The 16,936-nt window shown below is 70.3% G+C and carries 17 protein-coding genes and 1 tRNA gene; 13 read left to right on the forward strand and 5 right to left on the reverse strand.

Annotated elements, in window-relative coordinates; translation table 11 throughout:
• Positions 1-275: 275 nt before the first annotated feature.
• From C470_RS09120 to C470_RS09155, 8 genes are all read left to right on the forward strand, one after another.
• Positions 276-830, forward strand: a complete 555-nt coding sequence (locus C470_RS09120) for an NADPH-dependent FMN reductase (RefSeq protein WP_007345649.1) — start codon at positions 276-278, stop codon at positions 828-830.
• A 70-nt stretch (positions 831-900) separates the two neighbouring features.
• Positions 901-1,272 (forward strand): rhodanese-like domain-containing protein, encoded by a 372-nt coding sequence (locus tag C470_RS09125; RefSeq protein WP_008366763.1) that lies wholly within the window; start codon positions 901-903, stop codon positions 1,270-1,272.
• Between the two features lie 83 nt (positions 1,273-1,355).
• Positions 1,356-1,910, forward strand: coding sequence for a Holliday junction resolvase Hjc (hjc, locus tag C470_RS09130; RefSeq protein ID WP_004599289.1), 555 nt, complete (start codon positions 1,356-1,358; stop codon positions 1,908-1,910).
• 71 nt (positions 1,911-1,981) lie between these two features.
• A complete protein-coding gene (gene rio1 / locus C470_RS09135) occupies positions 1,982-2,995 on the forward strand; it encodes a serine/threonine-protein kinase Rio1 (RefSeq protein WP_007345647.1) in 1,014 nt (337 codons plus the stop codon).
• 101 nt (positions 2,996-3,096) lie between these two features.
• Complete coding sequence (locus C470_RS09140; RefSeq protein WP_008366765.1) at positions 3,097-3,639, forward strand: KH domain-containing protein; 543 nt, start codon at positions 3,097-3,099, stop codon at positions 3,637-3,639.
• A gap of 568 nt (positions 3,640-4,207) precedes the next feature.
• Positions 4,208-5,860 carry a thermosome subunit alpha gene (gene thsA / locus C470_RS09145; protein WP_080506002.1) on the forward strand — a complete coding sequence of 551 codons (1,653 nt, stop codon included), beginning with the start codon at positions 4,208-4,210 and terminating at the stop codon, positions 5,858-5,860.
• 303 nt (positions 5,861-6,163) lie between these two features.
• Entirely contained in the window at positions 6,164-6,820 is a 657-nt protein-coding gene (locus tag C470_RS09150; RefSeq protein ID WP_007345644.1) for a lactate utilization protein, read from the forward strand.
• A 166-nt stretch (positions 6,821-6,986) separates the two neighbouring features.
• Positions 6,987-7,808 carry an alpha/beta fold hydrolase gene (locus C470_RS09155; protein WP_008366767.1) on the forward strand — a complete coding sequence of 274 codons (822 nt, stop codon included), beginning with the start codon at positions 6,987-6,989 and terminating at the stop codon, positions 7,806-7,808.
• Positions 7,809-7,869: 61 nt separating this feature from the next.
• Here C470_RS09155 and C470_RS09160 read toward each other — a convergent pair.
• Positions 7,870-7,943 (reverse strand) — tRNA-Lys (locus C470_RS09160).
• A 105-nt stretch (positions 7,944-8,048) separates the two neighbouring features.
• Here C470_RS09160 and C470_RS09165 point away from each other — a divergent pair.
• A complete protein-coding gene (locus tag C470_RS09165) occupies positions 8,049-9,422 on the forward strand; it encodes a M20/M25/M40 family metallo-hydrolase (protein WP_008366768.1) in 1,374 nt (457 codons plus the stop codon).
• A 14-nt stretch (positions 9,423-9,436) separates the two neighbouring features.
• Here the strand turns inward: C470_RS09165 and C470_RS09170 are convergent, their stop codons facing one another.
• Entirely contained in the window at positions 9,437-10,105 is a 669-nt protein-coding gene (locus C470_RS09170; protein ID WP_004599296.1) for a DUF7119 family protein, read from the reverse strand.
• Positions 10,106-10,228: 123 nt separating this feature from the next.
• On the reverse strand, positions 10,229-10,942 hold the full coding sequence (locus C470_RS09175; RefSeq protein WP_008366771.1) for an SdpI family protein: 714 nt from the start codon (positions 10,940-10,942) through the stop codon (positions 10,229-10,231).
• Positions 10,943-11,051: 109 nt separating this feature from the next.
• On the opposite strand from C470_RS09175, the gene C470_RS09180 reads away from it, so the two are divergent.
• The 3 genes from C470_RS09180 to C470_RS09190 are packed head-to-tail and all read left to right on the forward strand — an operon-like array spanning position 11,052 to position 12,641.
• Positions 11,052-11,993, forward strand: coding sequence for a tetratricopeptide repeat protein (locus C470_RS09180; RefSeq protein WP_004599298.1), 942 nt, complete (start codon positions 11,052-11,054; stop codon positions 11,991-11,993).
• Entirely contained in the window at positions 11,994-12,293 is a 300-nt protein-coding gene (locus tag C470_RS09185; RefSeq protein ID WP_004599299.1) for a DUF424 domain-containing protein, read from the forward strand.
• A 60-nt stretch (positions 12,294-12,353) separates the two neighbouring features.
• Positions 12,354-12,641: a hypothetical protein gene (locus tag C470_RS09190; protein WP_008366773.1), complete on the forward strand. Its 288-nt coding sequence runs from the start codon at positions 12,354-12,356 to the stop codon at positions 12,639-12,641.
• Positions 12,642-12,678: 37 nt separating this feature from the next.
• Here C470_RS09190 and C470_RS09195 read toward each other — a convergent pair whose 3' ends face one another.
• Positions 12,679-13,788: a pyridoxal-phosphate-dependent aminotransferase family protein gene (locus C470_RS09195; protein ID WP_008366775.1), complete on the reverse strand. Its 1,110-nt coding sequence runs from the start codon at positions 13,786-13,788 to the stop codon at positions 12,679-12,681.
• A gap of 231 nt (positions 13,789-14,019) precedes the next feature.
• On the opposite strand from C470_RS09195, the gene C470_RS09200 reads away from it, so the two are divergent.
• Positions 14,020-16,401: an amino acid permease gene (locus C470_RS09200; RefSeq protein WP_008366776.1), complete on the forward strand. Its 2,382-nt coding sequence runs from the start codon at positions 14,020-14,022 to the stop codon at positions 16,399-16,401.
• A gap of 47 nt (positions 16,402-16,448) precedes the next feature.
• On the opposite strand, the gene C470_RS09205 is transcribed toward C470_RS09200, so the two are convergent.
• Positions 16,449-16,706 (reverse strand): DUF7561 family protein, encoded by a 258-nt coding sequence (locus tag C470_RS09205; protein ID WP_007345634.1) that lies wholly within the window; start codon positions 16,704-16,706, stop codon positions 16,449-16,451.
• Positions 16,707-16,936: the final 230 nt, after the last annotated feature.

Below are 16,936 nucleotides of genomic sequence, written 5' to 3' on the forward strand. Positions count from 1 at the left end.
GGGGCAGCCGTGAGGACGACGCAGGCGACGTAAGCACCGCAGCGAGGGAGCGGTAGCGACCGAGTGCGGAGCGCAACGAGCGTGCGTCGTCCTCACGGCTGGGGCTTTGGAGATATTCACCGCCGATCTCCGGTCTCCCACTTATAAACAATCGACTGGGGTTTAAAAACACGAACCGTTCCCCAGAGCCGCTGACGAACCGGCGCCGATCAGAACTTCGTCTCCGGACCGCTTCGATCGCCTCCGTTTTTATTATTCGCTACCGAACCCGGCGTATGACCCGAATCGTCGCCGTCTCCGGCAGTCGGAGCGCGGACAGCACCACGCGGGCCGCGCTCCGCGTCGCGCTCGACGCCGCGGCCGACGCCGGCGCGGAGACCGACCTGATCGACTTGGCCACCGTCGACCTCCCCCTCTACCACCCGGACGAGGGCGCGCAGGGCGACAGCGAGGCGCTAAAGCGCCGCGTCCGCGAGGCCGACGGCGTCCTCGCGGGCACGCCCGTCTACCGCGGCTCCTACTCGTCGACGTTCAAGAACTTCCACGACTTCTGCGGCTCCGACGAGTACGCGAACACCGCCGTGGGGCTGCTCGCGACAGCGGGCGGCGGCTCCTACGGCGGGACGCTCGAACACCTCCGCTCGACGTTCCGGAACGTCCACGCGTGGACCGTCCCGCACGAGGTCGGGATTCAGGGCGCCTCCTCGAAGGTCGAGACGGGCGCGACCGATCCGGGGGCCGGCCCCCGGATCACCGACGAGGACCTCCGGCGCCGCACCGAGCGACTCGGGCGAGTCGTCGTCGAACACGCCGAGCGGGTGCGGGAGTGAGGACGGTGCTGGTCGCCGAGTAGCGGCCGCGGTCGGCAGGGATTTCCCCCGCGAGGCCGACCCTCCGCCGATGAGTCGCATCCGCCCGGACGAACTGGACGAGCGCCTCGGCACCGACGACGAGCCGTTCCTGCTGGACATCCGCCCCGAGGGGGACTTCGAGGCCGGCGCGATCGACGGGAGCCGGAACGTGCCGGTGTACGACGAGCTCCGCGGCGGCGACGACGACGCGCTCCGCCGGCGGCTCGACGAGGTCCCCGCCGGCCGCGAGGTCGTCACCGTCTGTAAGATGGGGATCGTCGCCAAGCGCGCGACCCGGGTGCTCGACGAGGCGGGCTACGAGGCGTCGACGCTCGCCGGCGGGATGAGCGGCTGGAACGGGTACGAGCGGGGATCGGTCGGCTACAAGATCCGGTCGCTGTGGTGGCGGTTGCGCGGGTGACGGCGCGCGGTCGCAGTGGCTGGAAGCCGAAACCCGCCGGGCTTTTGCCCGGCTCCCGTCTACGACCCCCATGACCGAACCGGGTGACGACGACCGTGTCCGCTAACCGGAAGGGTGACCGCCGCGAGCGCGAGCTGGTGAACGCCTTGGACGAGGCGGGGTTCGCCGTGATGCGCGCGCCGGCCAGCGGCTCCGCCACGGAGCGGGAGCTCCCCGACGTGCTCGCGGGCGACGGCGAGACGTTCTACGCCATCGAGGCGAAGTCGAGCGCGGGCGACCCCATCTACCTCACCGGCGAGGAGGTGGAGGCGCTCCTGTTCTTCGCGCGGAACTTCGGCGCGAAGGCGCGGATCGCGGTGCGGTTCGACCGCGAGGACTGGTTCTTCTTCCACCCGGGCGACCTCTACACCACCGACGCCGGTTCCTACCGCGTGAAGAAGGAGACGGCGCTCGCTGACGGCACCGACTTCCCCGAGTTCGTCGGCGAGACGGAGAAGGTGACGCTCGCGGAGGTGGGCGAGGGCAAGGCCGGCGACGACGCGGACGCGGTCGACCCCGAGACCGAGGAGCGGCGGACGATCTTGGAGGCCGTCCGCGACGGGCACATGCCGGTCGAGGACGCGATGGACGTGCTGTAGCGAGGTCCGAACCCCCTCTGCCGTCCGCGGACCCCCTCGCTTATCCCTCGCGGCGCCGAACCCTGCCACGAATGAGCGAGGACTTCGGCCTGCTCGAACCCGCGGACCAGCCCGGCGACGAGTGGGAGCAGCTCGACGTCTCCGACACCGAGGCCGACCGGATCGCCCGGCGGCAGGACCGCGAGTTCGACGAGTTCCGCAAGCGGATCAAAGACACCGAGCAGTTCAAGCTCCAGGAGTCGGTGTTCGACGACGCCACGCTCGCGGCCGTCTACAAGCTGGTCCAGGACGGCTACGTCGACGCGTTCGGCGGGCCGGTGTCCACCGGCAAGGAGGCGAGCGTCTTCGAGGCGCTCGGCGGGCAGGCCGGCGAGCGGCCGGAGCCGGGGTCAGAAGCGGCGGGCGGCGGGCCCGAGGGGGTCACGCCCGAGCGCGAGGTCGCGGTGAAGGTGTACCGGATCAACTCCTCGAACTTCCGCCAGATGCGCGACTACCTCGAGGGCGACCCGCGGTTCGAGGGGATCGCGAGCGACAAGAAGGCGGTCGTGCTGGCGTGGACCCGGAAGGAGTTCGCGAACCTGAAGCGCGCGCGGAAGGCCGGCGTGCGCGTCCCCGAACCGATCGCCGTCCAGCGCAACGTTCTCGTGATGGAGCTGGTCGGCCACGCCGAGGAGCGCGCCCGGCGGCTGAGCGAGGTCGACGTGGAGAACCCCGAGACCGCCTACGAGGTCGTCCGCGAGTACATGCGCCGGCTGTACGGCGCCGGGCTGATCCACGGCGACCTCTCGGAGTACAACATGATCATCCACGAGGGCGAGCTGGTGATCATCGACCTCGGGCAGGCGGTGACGGTTCACCACCCCAACGCCGGGGAGTTCTTGGCGCGCGACTGCGAGAACGTGGCGGCCTTCTTCACGCGACAGGGGATCGACGTCGACCCCGACGACCTCCGCGCGTACGTGACGGAGCCGGACCCCGACCCGAGCGGGGAGCCGGACGGAGAGCCGGGCGAGGAGAGCGGGCCGGACGGGGAGCGGGAGTCGGGCGGGGAGGCCGACGAGGCGGCCGAGTCCGACACGGAGTGACTCCGGCGCCGGTGAGCCAGATCCCCGGCGAGAACCGTCATACCGGCACACACCGTCCGCGGCGGAACACGCTTAAAAGGCTCCGCCGGGTATCCCGTGGTATGCAACACGTGACGGTTCCGCAGGACCGTATCGGCGTCGTCATCGGCGCCGGCGGCGAGACGATGCGGGAGATCGAAGAGCGGGCGAACGTGCGGCTCGACATCGACTCGGAGTCGGGGAGCGTCTCTATCGAGGAGCGCGACGACCCCGTGGCGGCGATGGTGGCCCCCGACGTGATCAAGGCGATCGGGCGGGGCTTCAAGCCGGAGACGGCGCTGTCGATCCTCGACCACGACCTCCGGACGCTCGACCTGATCGACCTCTCCGAGCACACCCGCAACGACAACGACCTCCAGCGCAAGAAGGGTCGGATCATCGGCGAGAACGGCCGCACGCGAGAGCTCATCGAGGATCTGTCGGGCGCCAACGTCGTCGTCTACGGGTCCACCGTGGGCGCGGTGGGCCAGCCCGAGGAGCTCGAAGTGGTCCGGCGGGCCGTCGGGATGCTGCTGGATGGGGCGCCCCACGGCGCGGTGTACTCCTACTTGGAGCGGATGTCGAACGAGCTCGACGACGACGTGAGCTTCAACGCACCGCAATAAGTGGAGTTCTGTGCTGGCGTCGCCGCCGTCGTTCGTTTATAAATCGTTGTTACCAGCGATGTGGTAAACGCCTCCAAAGCCCCAGCCGTGAGGCGGGCGCACGCTCGCTGCGTTCCTCGGTCGCTCACTTCGTTCGCTCCCTGCGGTACTTGCGTCGTCATCAGAACGCAGAGCGTTCTGATTGGCTCACGAGAGCTTTGCTCTCGTGAACGCCTGCGCCCGCCTCACGGCTGCCCCTTTGAGTCCCGCCCCGCACGGCAGCCTCACGCCTCCCCAGCCTCGTCGCTGGCACCCTCCGCTTCGCTCCGGGAGCCAGCGACTCCCTCGCGCGGTGCTGCTCGGCCGCAAAGCGGCCTCGCAGGCACGCGCCACCGCGGCTGTTTATAAACAATGTACGCCCAGCAGTTGATCTGGAGTTCTATATAAAGGACCGTGTGAACGCACCGCATACCGGCCGATACTCCCCCACCGTGTTGCGGTTCCGCACGATACGAGCGAAGGGTTTATATAGAATCACAATCAATCAATGGCTGTAATGTCACAGCGTCAGCGGATGGGCAATCAGCCCATGATCGTACTTTCTGAAGAGTCGCAGCGTACCTCCGGAAAGGACGCGCAGAACATGAACATCACGGCCGGCAAGGCGGTCGCGGAGTCCGTCCGCACCACGCTCGGCCCGAAAGGGATGGACAAGATGCTCGTCGACTCCGGCGGGTCCGTCGTCGTCACGAACGACGGCGTCACCATCCTGAAGGAGATGGACATCGACCACCCGGCGGCCAACATGATCGTCGAGGTCTCCGAGACGCAGGAGGAGGAGGTCGGCGACGGCACCACCTCCGCGGTCGTGGTCGCCGGTGAGCTCCTCGACCAGGCCGAGGAGCTCCTCGACCAGGACATCCACGCGACGACCCTCGCGCAGGGGTACCGACAGGCCGCCGAGAAGGCCAAGGAGATCCTCGACGAGGAGGCCATCGACGTCTCCGCGGACGACCGCGACACGCTCGTCGAGATCGCCGAGACGGCGATGACGGGCAAGGGCGCGGAGAACTCCAAGGACCTCCTCGCCGAGCTCGTCGTCGACGCCGTCCTCGCGGTTCAGGACGACGACGGCATCGACACGGAGAACGTCTCCGTCGAGAAGGTCGTCGGCAGCTCCATCGACGAGTCCGAGCTCGTCGAGGGCGTCATCGTCGACAAGGAGCGCGTCGACGAGAACATGCCCTTCGCGGTCGAGGACGCCGACGTGGCGCTGTTCGACGGCGCCATCGAAGTGAAGGAGACGGAGATCGACGCCGAGGTCAACGTCACTGACCCCGACCAGCTCCAGCAGTTCCTCGACCAGGAGGAGGAGCAGCTCCGCGAAATGGTCGACCACCTCACCGACATCGGCGCCGACGTCGTCTTCGTCGGTGACGGCATCGACGACATGGCCCAGCACTACCTCGCGCAGGAGGGCATCCTCGCCGTCCGCCGCGCGAAGTCCGACGACCTCAAGCGCCTCGCCCGCGCGACCGGCGGCCGCGTCGTCTCCAACCTCGACGACATCGAGACGGACGACCTCGGCTTCGCCGGCTCCGTCGCCCAGAAGGACATCGGCGGCGACGAGCGCATCTTCGTCGAGGACGTCGAAGAGGCGAAGTCCGTCACCCTCATCCTCCGCGGCGGCACCGAACACGTCGTCGACGAGGTCGAGCGCGCCATCGACGACTCGCTCGGCGTCGTCCGCACGACGCTGCTCGACGGGCAGGTCCTGCCCGGCGGCGGCGCCCCCGAGGCCGAGCTGGCCCTCCAGCTCCGCGACTTCGCCGACTCCGTCGGCGGCCGCGAGCAGCTCGCCGTCGAGGCGTTCGCCGACGCGCTGGAAGTCGTCCCGCGCACCCTCGCCGAGAACGCGGGTCTCGACCCCATCGACTCGCTGGTCGACCTCCGCTCCCGCCACGACGGCGGCGAGTTCGGCGCCGGTCTCGACGCCTACACGGGCGACGTGATCGACATGGAGGCCGAGGGCGTCGTGGAGCCGCTCCGCGTCAAGACCCAGGCCATCGAGTCCGCCACCGAGGCGGCCGTCATGATCCTCCGCATCGACGACGTCATCGCGGCCGGCGACCTCAAGGGCGGCGGCACCGACGACGGCGGCGACGACGGCGGCCCCGGCGGCGCGCCCGGCGGCATGGGCGGCGGCATGGGCGGCATGGGCGGTATGGGCGGCGCGATGTGAAGTTCGGCGAGAACTCACACAGCCCCCTGATTCCGACCTGACGCCGAACCGCACCGCCTCTCGACCGACCGTCGCGCGCCCCTTCGGGCCTCGACGACACGCGATTTTTATCGACGACCCGACCGCGTAGCGTCCCGCTCGCCCGCGTTCGCAGCCACCCCACCCGGCCACCACGCCACTGCCTCCCACATTCGCCTCGTACGACACGAGGGTAACACCCGCGTAACCACCGGACGGCGGTGTCCGCGAGCGGTTAAGTGACTCCCGGCCCTCCGATCTTCCGACGAGGTTCTCACGTTCACCATGCCACAGCAGAAAGCCGACTACGCAGACGACGCCGAGATCGACGCGGAACTGGACGAGCTGCCCGACGACGAGACGGTCGAGGCGACGGTCGCCAACTTGGAGGAGCGCGGCTTCGACGTGGTCGTCGTCGACGACGCCGACGAGGCGCTGGAGGCCGTGAAATCCCAGATCCCCGCGGGGGTCTCGGTGATGAACGGGCACTCGACGACGCTCGAAGAGATCGGGTTCGACGAGTTCCTCAGCGGGGGCGACCACGAGTGGGAGAGCCTCCCGGACCAGATCTGGGGCATCGACGACGACGCGGAGCGACAGACCGCGCGGCGCGAGTCGCAGACGGCCGACTACTTCCTCGGCGGCATCAACGCGGTCGCGCAGACGGGCGAGCTCGTCGCCGCGGACCTCTCCGGCAGCCGGATCGGCGCGTACCCGTTCGCCGCGGGCAACGTCGTCATCGTCACGGGGATCAACAAGATCGTCCCGACGCTCTCGGACGCCTTCGACCGGCTGGAGTCGGTCGCGTACCCGCTGGAGAACGAGCGCGCGCAGGAGGCGTACGGCGTCGAGTCGTCGATCGCCAAGCAGCTCGTCTACCGCCGCGAGACCGAGGAGGGCCGCACGACGGTCGTCCTCGTGCGCGAGCAGCTCGGCTACTGAGCGGATCGGCTCACTTTGGCGCGTCACGAGACGACGCGTCACGCGCTGACGCGACACACGCTTTCTTCCCCCTTTCGACGACCGCGAGCGACGCCGCTCGCGGGTTCGGGCTCCCGAACCGCAACCCGTTTTCCGCTCCTCCGAGAACCGCCGCGTAGGTCCCACCATGCCGCCCGATCCAACGCAGCTCTCGACGGACGCGTGTACCCTCCCCGACGGACGCACCCTCTCGTACGCGAGCGGGGGCGACCCGGACGGGGTCCCGGTCGTCGTCCACCACGGCACGCCCGGGTCGCGGCTGTTCGGTGCGCTGCTGTCGGGTCCCGCGGCCGAGGCCGGCGTTCGGCTCCTCGTTCCCGACCGCCCCGGCTACGGTCGTTCCTCGCCGCCAGCGGCCGAGTGGTCGTGGGAGGACTGGCCGGCCGACCTCGGCGGACTCCTCGACGCGGAGTCGGTCGAGCGAGCCGGCGTCCTCGGCTTCTCCGGCGGCGGCCCGTTCGCGCTCGCCGCCGCGAGCGACGACCGCGTCGCTCGGGTCGGGCTGGTGAGCAGCGTCGTCCCGCCGGCCGAGAACGCCCTCGCGACGCTCGCGTCGGTCCCGTTCGCGCTGCGCGCGATGTTCCGAATCTCCGACGCGGTCGCGTCGATTTCCGGGCCGAGCGCGGTCGTCTCGCAGTACACGGACCGCTCCGTCTCCGACCCGGTCGCCGAGGCCGTGGCGGCCGACTTCCACGAGGCCCTCGACCGCGGCGCGCGGGCGGTCGAACGCGAGAACCGGGCGTTCGCGAGCGCGTCGCTCGACGCCGATTCGGTCGGTGTCCCGGTCCGTGCGTGGCACGGCACGACCGACGAGAACACGCCGCTTTCCCCCGTCCGGTCGCTGATCGACGAACTCGACGGGACCTTCGAGACCGTTGAGGCCGACCACCTCGGCACGCTCCTCGACCGTCGGGCGGCGGCGCTGGAGTGGGTCGCCCGGGAGGAGTGACCGCGGGTTAAATTCTTTCAGCACAGCGCCGCCGCTCGCGGTTTTGCTCGGGGCGGTACAGCGGGCCGGGAGGGATTCGAACCCCCGACCGTCCGGTTAAAAGCCGGACGCTCTCCCTAACTGAGCTACCGGCCCAGGCGACTCGGGATAGGGTCAGCCGAGGGATAAACGTTTAGAACCGCGGTAGGGGTCGGCGCCGCCACCCGAAACGGTTTCCCGGCCCCAGCCGTCGCCGCGAGCATGGAGTTCGACATGCGCGCGTTCGCGGCCGACCTCTGTCGGCACCGCTCGACCGCCGGCGAGGAGGCGGCCGCGGCCGCGTTCGTCGTGGAGCGGCTCGCCGATCTCGGCTTCGAGACGTACGCCTGGGGCGCCGACCCCGCCGTCCTCGCCGACCACCCCTCCTTCCCGGACGACCTCGACGCGGCGGCCGTCGAGGGACGGCGCAGCGTCGCAGGCGTCCTCGAACTGGGCGGTGCGTGCGGCGCGGGCGACGCTGACGACGCGGGCGACGCGGTCGGCGAGAACGGCGGCGATCCGGTCCCCACCCTCGTCCTGAACGGCCACCTCGACGTCGTCCCCGCCGAGCCGTCCGAGTGGTCGAGCGACCCCTTCGAGCCGGTCTGGCGCGACGACGCGGAGGGGGCCGCGTCCGCGAACGCGGACGGCGGCGGCGACGAGGGCGTCGAGACTCTCACCGCCCGCGGCGCGGCCGACATGAAGTGCGGGCTCGCGGCCTGCGTCGGCGCCGCGGTGGAGGTCCGCGAGGGGGTCGCGGACGGGTCGATCGACCTCCCGCCCGCGGGCCTCCGGCTCGTCGTCGAGGTCGTCGCGGGCGAGGAGGACGGCGGCTACGGCGCGGCGACCGCCGCGCTCGCGAACCCGTATCCCTTCGAGCGCGACGCGGCGATCGTCGCCGAGCCGACCGAGCTGCGCCCGGTCGTCGCGTGCGAGGGGTCGCTGATGGCCCGGCTGGAGATCGACGGGCGGAGCGCGCACGCGGCCACCCGGTGGCGCGGCGAGGACGTGCTCCCGCGGTTCGAGGCGATCCGTGAGGCGTTCATGGAGTTGGAGACGGAGCGTAGCGAGTCGGTCTCACACCCGCTGTACGGGGAGTTTCCGGTCCCGTGGCCGGTCGTCTGCGGCCGCGTCGAGGCCGGCTCGTGGGCGTCGACGGTGCCGGCGACGCTCGAAGCGGAGTTCCGGATCGGCGTGGCGCCCGGCGAGACCGTCGAGGAGGTGGAGGCGGCGTTCCGCGAGCGGCTGGAGCGAGTCGCCGCGGACGACCCCTGGCTGCGCGACCATCCGCCCCGGTTCGAGCGGTTCTCGGTCCAGTTCGAGCCCGCGGAGATCGCCGTCGACGAGCCGGTCGTCGAGGCGGTCCGCGCCGGCCTCGTCGCGACCGGACTCCCGGACGTCGAGCCGCGAGGAGCGACGTACGGCGCCGATTCGCGACACCTCGTCGCGGCCGGGATCCCGGCGGTGCTGTTCGGCCCGGGCACCATCGACGAGGCGCACTACCCGGACGAGACGATCGCGTGGGAGGAGGTCGTCCGAGCGCGGGCGGCGATCGCCGCGGCCGCGGAGCGGTTCGCGAACGACTACGCGGCGTAGTCGATCGGCGGCGCTCAGTCTCCCCGGTCGTCAGCGAGGTACTCGTCGACCGCGTCGGCGACGATCTCGCCCGGCTCGACGTTCTCCATCGAGGCGCGGCGGCGCAGTTCCACGTACGTCTCGGCGGGGAGCCGGAGCTGAAGCCGGCCGAGCTCGACGCCCGCCTCGCGGACCGCGGCCTCGATGTCCTCCCCGTCGTTGACGGCCGAGGCGATCGCGCGCACCTCTCGGACCGTGAGATCGCCGTCGATCGCCGCCCACGCGAGCAGGTAGCGGTCCCGTCCGCCGAGCCGCGCGACGTGTTTCGCGGCGCTCGGCGCGATCCGCCCGTTGGCGACCTGCCGACGGATCGCCTGCGGGAGGTCGTGGACCCGCGCCCACTTGCGGATGAACGCGACGGAGACGTCTTCTCCCGCCCGCTCGGCCGCCTCCTTGTACGAGCCGACGCCGCGGACGAGCGCCGCGCAGGCGGCGGCGCCGCGCAGCATCAGGACGTTGTCGCCGTCGCCCACGTCGCCGGCCGCGAAGCGGCCCACCGTCTCCGCGGCCTCGGCGACGCTGTCGGGGTCGTTCGGGTCGAACCCCACCGCGTCCGCGGCCCGGTCGCCCGTCACCGCCGGGTCCGCCCGGACCACCGGCTCGCCGACGGGGGACCGCCGGTCAGCGCGTGACTCCTCGGTCATACACGTCTCTTCGGGGCCGCGGGTATAAACGCCGGGCACCGGGGCGGAATTCGCCCGAGCGACGGACGCCCGTCGCCGGCCGTCGACGCTCTCTCCCACCTCGCGGGCCGTCGGCGCCTCGCCCTACTTCGCGGTCCGGGGCGCGGCGTCGCCGTCGTCCCCCTCGCTCGCGCCTCTCGCGTACAGGACGTAGGAGTACGCGACGGTGACCGCGGCGGTCGCGAGCGCGGGGCCGACGAGGAAGTAGACCGCGTACTCGCCGGCGAAGAGGCCGGCGACCGCGATCAGCGCCGAGAGCTTGAACAGCCGGGCGCCGAGCGCGTGAGTCCGCTCCCAGACGGCGTCGTCGCTGAGCGTCCACGGCGTCCGGATCCCGACGAACCAGTTCGGCTCGACGTGCGGGAGCAGCGTCCCGACGTAGTAGAACAGCGCGGCTCCGCCGGCGACCGCGAGCGTCGTCACGTCGACCGCGTAGCCGAGGTTGAAGCCGAGCACGGCGAGGTGGAGCGCGACGAGGAACGCGGTGAACACGACGACGAACCGGTCGTAGTGGACCCGGAACGCCGCGATATTCTCCCCCAGGGGGTCGATCCGCGGGAGCAGCGCGAACAGCCCGAGCAGCCCGGCCGCGAGTCCGGGCACGAGCCACATCCCGAGGGTTCGGGAGAGCGTTTCGGTCGGCTCGCCGGCCGCGTTCCACCGCGTTACCAGCTGTTCGGGGAGGTCCGGTGCGACCGCGAGGCTGGCGGCGGCGCCGACGGCGACGAGGAGGGCCGCGACGCCGAACCGGAGCCGCGTCGAGAGTCGAGGCGTGGTGGGCGGAGATTCGGAGGGCATGCGCGCGGAGCAACGGTCCGCAGCGGTAAAAGCGTCTACCCGTGGGAGTCGCCCCCGTGGGACGCGGCGCGACGCAACCCTTACGCGTCGTGACCGCCAATCCGCGGGTATGACCGACGAACGCGACGACGACGGCCACGAGTTCTCCTCGGGGCAGGGCGTCGACGCCGACTACGACGCGTTCACGCTGGACCCGCCGGAGCTCGGCGAGGACCCGAGCCGCGTCGACCCCGTCGACTCCCGCGTGTTGACCGAGGAGCTGGACCGCCGGAACATCGGCAGCGAGGACGTCGACGTCGAGCAGCTGATCGACGTCGGCCTCTCGTACATGGGTATCAACCGCTTCGAAGAGGCGACGGAGACGTTCGAGCGCGCCGCCAACTTCGCCGAGGAGGACTCGCTCGAGGCCCAGGAGGCGTGGGTAAACAAGGGGGCCGCCCACGCCCAGCTGGAGGAGTTCGACCAGGCGATCGGCGCGTATCAGGAGGCGCTGCGCATCGACGAGGAGTCCGAGCACGCCGCGACCGCGGAAACGAACCTCGCGTACGCGCTCTGGGAGTCCGGGCAGGGCGAGCAGGCGCTCGAACACGCCGAGCGCGCCGTCGAGACCGACCCGCGCTTCGCGGAAGCGTGGTACAACCGCGGGTTCCTGCTGGTCGAGCGCGGGCTCGCCGAGGACGCGGTCTCCTGTTTCGACAACGCGATCCGGCTCGGCTACCGCGACGCTGGCGTCTTAGAGGAGAAGGCGCGGGCGCTCGAAGAGGCGGGCGAGCACGAGCAGGCCGAGGAGGTCGCCGATCAGGCCGAGGAGCTCCGCCGCGAGACGGAAGAACAGATGATCGAAGAGCAGACCGGCCAGGCGCCAGGTCCCGGCGGACAGCCGCCGCAGGGCGGTCGCGGCGGACAGGGCGGCGCCGGCGGCCCCGGGGGCCAGCCCGGTGCCGGCGGGCGCGGCGGGCAGGGCGGCGGCCGCGGCGACCGTACCGGGCAGGACGGCGAGGCCGAGGGCCCGGAGCGAGAGCTTCAGGGCGAGGGGCCCGAGGGCTTCTGAATGCTGCTGCGCGAGCGCGAGACCGCCGAGGGACGGCTCGTCTCCGTCTGCGACCCAGACTGCCTCGGCGAGACGTACGACAACGGGAGCGCGACGCTCACCGTCAGCGAGGAGTTCTATGGCGGGGACGACGCCGTCGAGGCGACCGCCGAGGAGGTGATCGCGGGCCTTCAGCGCGCGCAGGTTGCGAACATCGTCGGCACCGAGGCGGTCGGCGTCGCCGTCGAGGCCGGGCTCGTCGACGAGGAGACGGTCCTGGAGTTCGACGGCACGCGGCACGCGCAGCTGCTCTGGCTGTAGCGGGCTCCGATTTCGCCGGATTCCGAACCGGCTAAGGGCGCGCGCGACGAGTCGAACCCGATGAGACGACTCACGCGGAGCGAGTTGGCGTCGCGGGTGGGGCCGCGGCCGCCCTCGGACGCCTTCTGGCGGCGCGCGATCGACCGGGGAGCGGCCGCGCTCGCCGTCGGCGCGGACGCGGTCGTCGGCGAAGGGGAGGGGGAAACCGACGGGCCGACGGAGCCGCTCGACACGGGCGACATCGTCGACGTCGGCGACCGCGCGTTCGTCGTCGTGGGCGCGGAGCGAACGGAGAGCGGCGGCCGGATCTACAGGATCGAACTCGTCGCCGACCGCGACGAGGGCTGAGCGGGGCGGGTCGGCGGGTTCGCGGGGACGCGCCCGCTCAGAGGTCCGCGACGTCCTCGATGGCGTCGGTGAGCTCCGTCACGCTCTCGACGGTGTGTTCGCCCATGTGACCGATCCGGAACGTCTCCTCGCCGAGGTCGCCGTAGCCGTTCGAGAAGGCCATGTCGTACTCCTCGTTCACTTCCTCGATGGTCGCGGCCACGTCGATCCCCCGCGTGTTCTCGACGCAGGCGACGGTCTGCGACTCGTACCCGTCCTCGGGGAACATCGCGAAGTGCTCGTCGGCCCAGTCGTGGACGTACTCCATCATCTCGCGGTGGCGCTCGTCGCGGGCGCGGTGCCCCTCGTCGAGCATGTGCTTCATCTGCTGGCGGTACGCCAGCATGATCGGGATGGCGGGCGTCGAGTGGGTCTGGCCCTTCCGGTCGTAGTAGTCGATCGTGCGGCGGAAGCCGCCGTACCACGAGGAGTCGCCCTTCTCGACCTCGCGGTCGTAGGCGTGGGCGCTGACGACGCAGACGGCGAGCCCGGGGGGCATCGCGAACGCCTTCTGGGTTGACGCGAAGATGGCGTCGATGCCGTGGGCGTCGATGTCGATGTAATCCCCGCCGAGACAGGAGACGGCGTCGACGGCGAAGTAGGTGTCCGGGTACTCTTTGAGAACGTCGCCGATCTCTTCGATCGGATTGCGGACGCCGGTCGAGGACTCGTTCATCACGCCCGCGACCATGTCGTAATTGACGTCGGCGGTCTCGATCGCCTCGCGGACGTCCTCCGGCTTGACCGCCTCGCCCCACTCGTACTCCAGACGGTGGACGGTCTTCCCGAGGCGCTCGGCGACGTTGGCGTAGCGCTCGCTGAACGCGCCACAGGTCGGGACGAGGAGGTGTTCGTCGACGAGGTTCAGCGTCGTCGCCTCCCAGAACTCAGTGCCGGAGCCGGTGAGGATGACGACCTCGTTGTCGGTGCCGAGGAACTCCTTCGTGTCCTCGACGATGGTGGTGTAGAGGTCGGTCATCCGGTCCATCCGGTGGCCGAACGTCGACTCCGTCATCGCCTCGATGACGTCGTCGCGGACCTCCGTCGGGCCGGGGATGTACAGCGTCTTGTCGTCGTAGTCGTCGCGGTATTCGCGTTTCTTCGTCACGGGATCCACCTGTTGGATCGTACCGGGACGCGTGCGGGTATGGACCTTGTGTTCCGTTCAAAAGGCGCGACGGTCGAACGCTCCGTGACCGGGCGGCTCCGGACCGCCGAACCCCGCGCTCCCTTCCGGAAACGGCGCCGTCGCCCGGATCAACCGGGTTTATACGAACGGAGGAGAGAAAGAACGTATGATACACGCCCGAAGAGTCACAACCGCCCGAGGTGGCCCGCCGTGAGCGGCGACGAGGAGCTCGCGAAGGACCTGGGGCCGCTCGCGGCGCTCACCATCGGGATCGGGACGATGATCGGCGCCGGGATCTTCGTGCTGCCCGGCACCGCGGTCGCCCGCGCCGGGCCGCTCGCGGCGTTCACCTTCGTCCTCGGCGGCGTGATCGCCTTATTCACCGCGCTGTCGGCCTCCGAGCTGGGGACCGCGATGCCGAAGTCCGGCGGGGCGTACTTCTACGTCAACCGCGCGCTCGGCCCCATGTTCGGCTCCGTCGCGGGGTGGGCGAACTGGCTCGGGCTGGCGTTCGCGTCCGCCTTCTACATGTACGGCTTCGGCGAGTACGTCAACGCCCTCCTCGGCCTCGGGCCGGTCGGACTCGGCTTCGTGACGCTGGAGGCGGCGCAGGTGATCGGTCTCGCGGGCGCGCTGCTCTTCATCGCGGTCAACTACTTCGGCGCGAAGGAGACGGGCGGGCTCCAGATCGTCATCGTGATGTCGCTTCTGGGCATCCTCGCCGTCTTCACCGTCGTCGGGCTGCTGAACGCCGAGATGTCGTCGCTGCGCCCCCTCGCGCCCCCGGGAACGACGAGCCAGGTGCTGCCGGTGACGGGGATCATCTTCGTCTCGTATCTGGGGTTCGTCCAGATCACCTCGGTCGCGGAGGAGATCAAAAATCCCGGGCGGAACCTCCCGCTTGCCGTCCTCGGCTCGGTCGTCATCGTCACGGTCGTGTACGCGCTGTTCCTCCTCGTGCTGCTCGCGGCGGTGCCGAACGACCTCGTCGCGAACAACGAGACCGCGGTCGTCGACGCCGCCCGGCTCCTCTTCGGGCAGTACGAGGTGTTCGGCTTCTCGCTCGGCGCCGTCGGCGCCGGCATGCTGCTGATCGGCGGGCTGCTCGCGACCGCCTCGTCGGCGAACGCCTCGATCCTCTCGTCGTCGCGGATCAACTTCGCGATGGGCCGCGAGAAGATCGTCACCCCGAAGCTCAACGAGATCCACGAGCGGTTCGGCACGCCGTACAAGTCGATCGCGCTCACCGGCGCGCTCATCCTCGTCTTCCTCGTCGCCGGCGGCGTGGAGTCGCTGTCGACGATGGGCTCCGTCCTCCACCTCATCGTCTACGGGCTGCTCAACCTCGCGCTGATCGTGATGCGCGAGTCTGAGGTCGAGGGGTACGACCCCGACTTCGAGGTCCCGTTCTACCCCGCCGTCCCGATAATCGGGACGATATCGTCGTTCGCGCTGATAATCTACATCGAGCCGACGATCATCCTGATCTCGTTCGGCCTCGTCGCCTTCGCGGTCCTCTGGTACCTGCTGTACGCCCGCGGGAAGGTGGAGTCCCGCGGCGTCCTCGGGACGTGGATCCTCGACCGGTCCGACGAACTGCCCGAGCAGGCCGTCTCGGCGGCGACATCCGTCCAGCCGAGCGGCGGCGACTACCGCGTGATGGTGCCGCTCGCGAACCCCAAGACCGAGGAGCACCTGATCACGCTCGCCTCGGCCATCGCCAAACAGCGGGACGGGACGGTCGTCGCGGTCAACATCGCGAACGTCCCCGACCAGACCTCGCTGGAGGCGGCGCGCGACCGCGGCGCCCACGAGGCGGCCCACGGCCTCCTCGACCAGGCCCGCGAGGACGCCGAGACGTTCGGCGTCGACGTGGAGACCCACGTCGTCTTATCGCACCGCGTGTTCGAGGAGGTGTTCGACGCCGCGCGCACCTACGGCGCGGACATGACCGTGATGGGCTGGGGCGAGGACTCCCACGGCGCGCCCGGCCGCGCCGAGTCCGCCGTCGACGAGCTGGCGTACTCGCTCCCCTCGGACTTCCTCGTGTTCCGCGACCGCGGGTTCGACGCCTCGCGCATCCTCGTGCCGACCGCGGGCGGTCCGGCCTCGGATCTGTCCGGCGCCGTCGCGAAGATGCTCCAGACCGAGTTCGGCGGCGAGGTGACCCTGCTCCACGTCGCCGAGGACGGCGAGGAGGCGGGCCGCGCGTTCCTCGCCGAGTGGGCCGACGCCCACGACCTCTCGGACGCGACGCTGCGGATCGAGACCGGCGACGTGGAGGACAGCATCGAGCGCGCCGCCCGCGACGCGACGATGCTCATCATCGGCGCCACGGAGAAGGGGCTGCTCTCGCGGCTGGTCGGCGGCTCGCTCGTCCTCCAAGTGCTCGAAGAGGTCGAGTGTTCCGTGCTGCTCGCCGAGCGGAAGAGCGAGCGCGGCTTCCTCGACCGGCTGTTCGGCAGCGGCGCGCGGTCGAACGACGTGACCGACGCGACACCGACGCCCGCCGAGACCGGCGTCGAGCCGGAGCCGTCGACGCCCGAGATTAACGAGGAATCGGACGCGGGCGAGGAAGGGAAGGCGGACTGACGCGGCGGCTTCTTTTTAAATAGCGGGTGGCGCCTGAACGGTCCCGCTCAGCCCCAGTGCCAGAAGTGGTTGCCGTCCTCGTCGACCGGGTCGGTGCGCTCCCGGAGGTCGGCGACGTCCTCCGCGGTCGGCTCGTGGTCGTCGGGCAGTTTCTCCATGCAGTCGAAACAGAGGAAGAACTCCGAGCCGTCGGTGAGTTCGAGCGTGAGCCCCTGCGTCGACTCGAACGCGAAGTTCCACAGGTCGCCGATCCCGCCGGCGATCCGCACGGACCGCTCGCAGACGTCGCACGCCTCGGAGGCCATACTCGTGGGTAACGGGGTCCGCGGGGTAAGGCGTGTCGCCTCGATACGTGTACGTCGTTGACGGGTTCGGTGAGATGGTCCGATAGCTCGCCGTCGCGGGCTGATCGGTAACTGCTTTTTAAGAGTGAATAGTTTATTTATAAATCGTTGCTAGCAAGCCCGCGGACGACGCCCCCAAAGCCCCAGCCGCTTACTTATAAACTGCTGCTACTAACTCGACGGACGACACT

The organism is Halorubrum distributum JCM 13561, from assembly GCF_000337395.1.
In the GTDB taxonomy this organism is placed as follows: domain Archaea; phylum Halobacteriota; class Halobacteria; order Halobacteriales; family Haloferacaceae; genus Halorubrum; species Halorubrum distributum.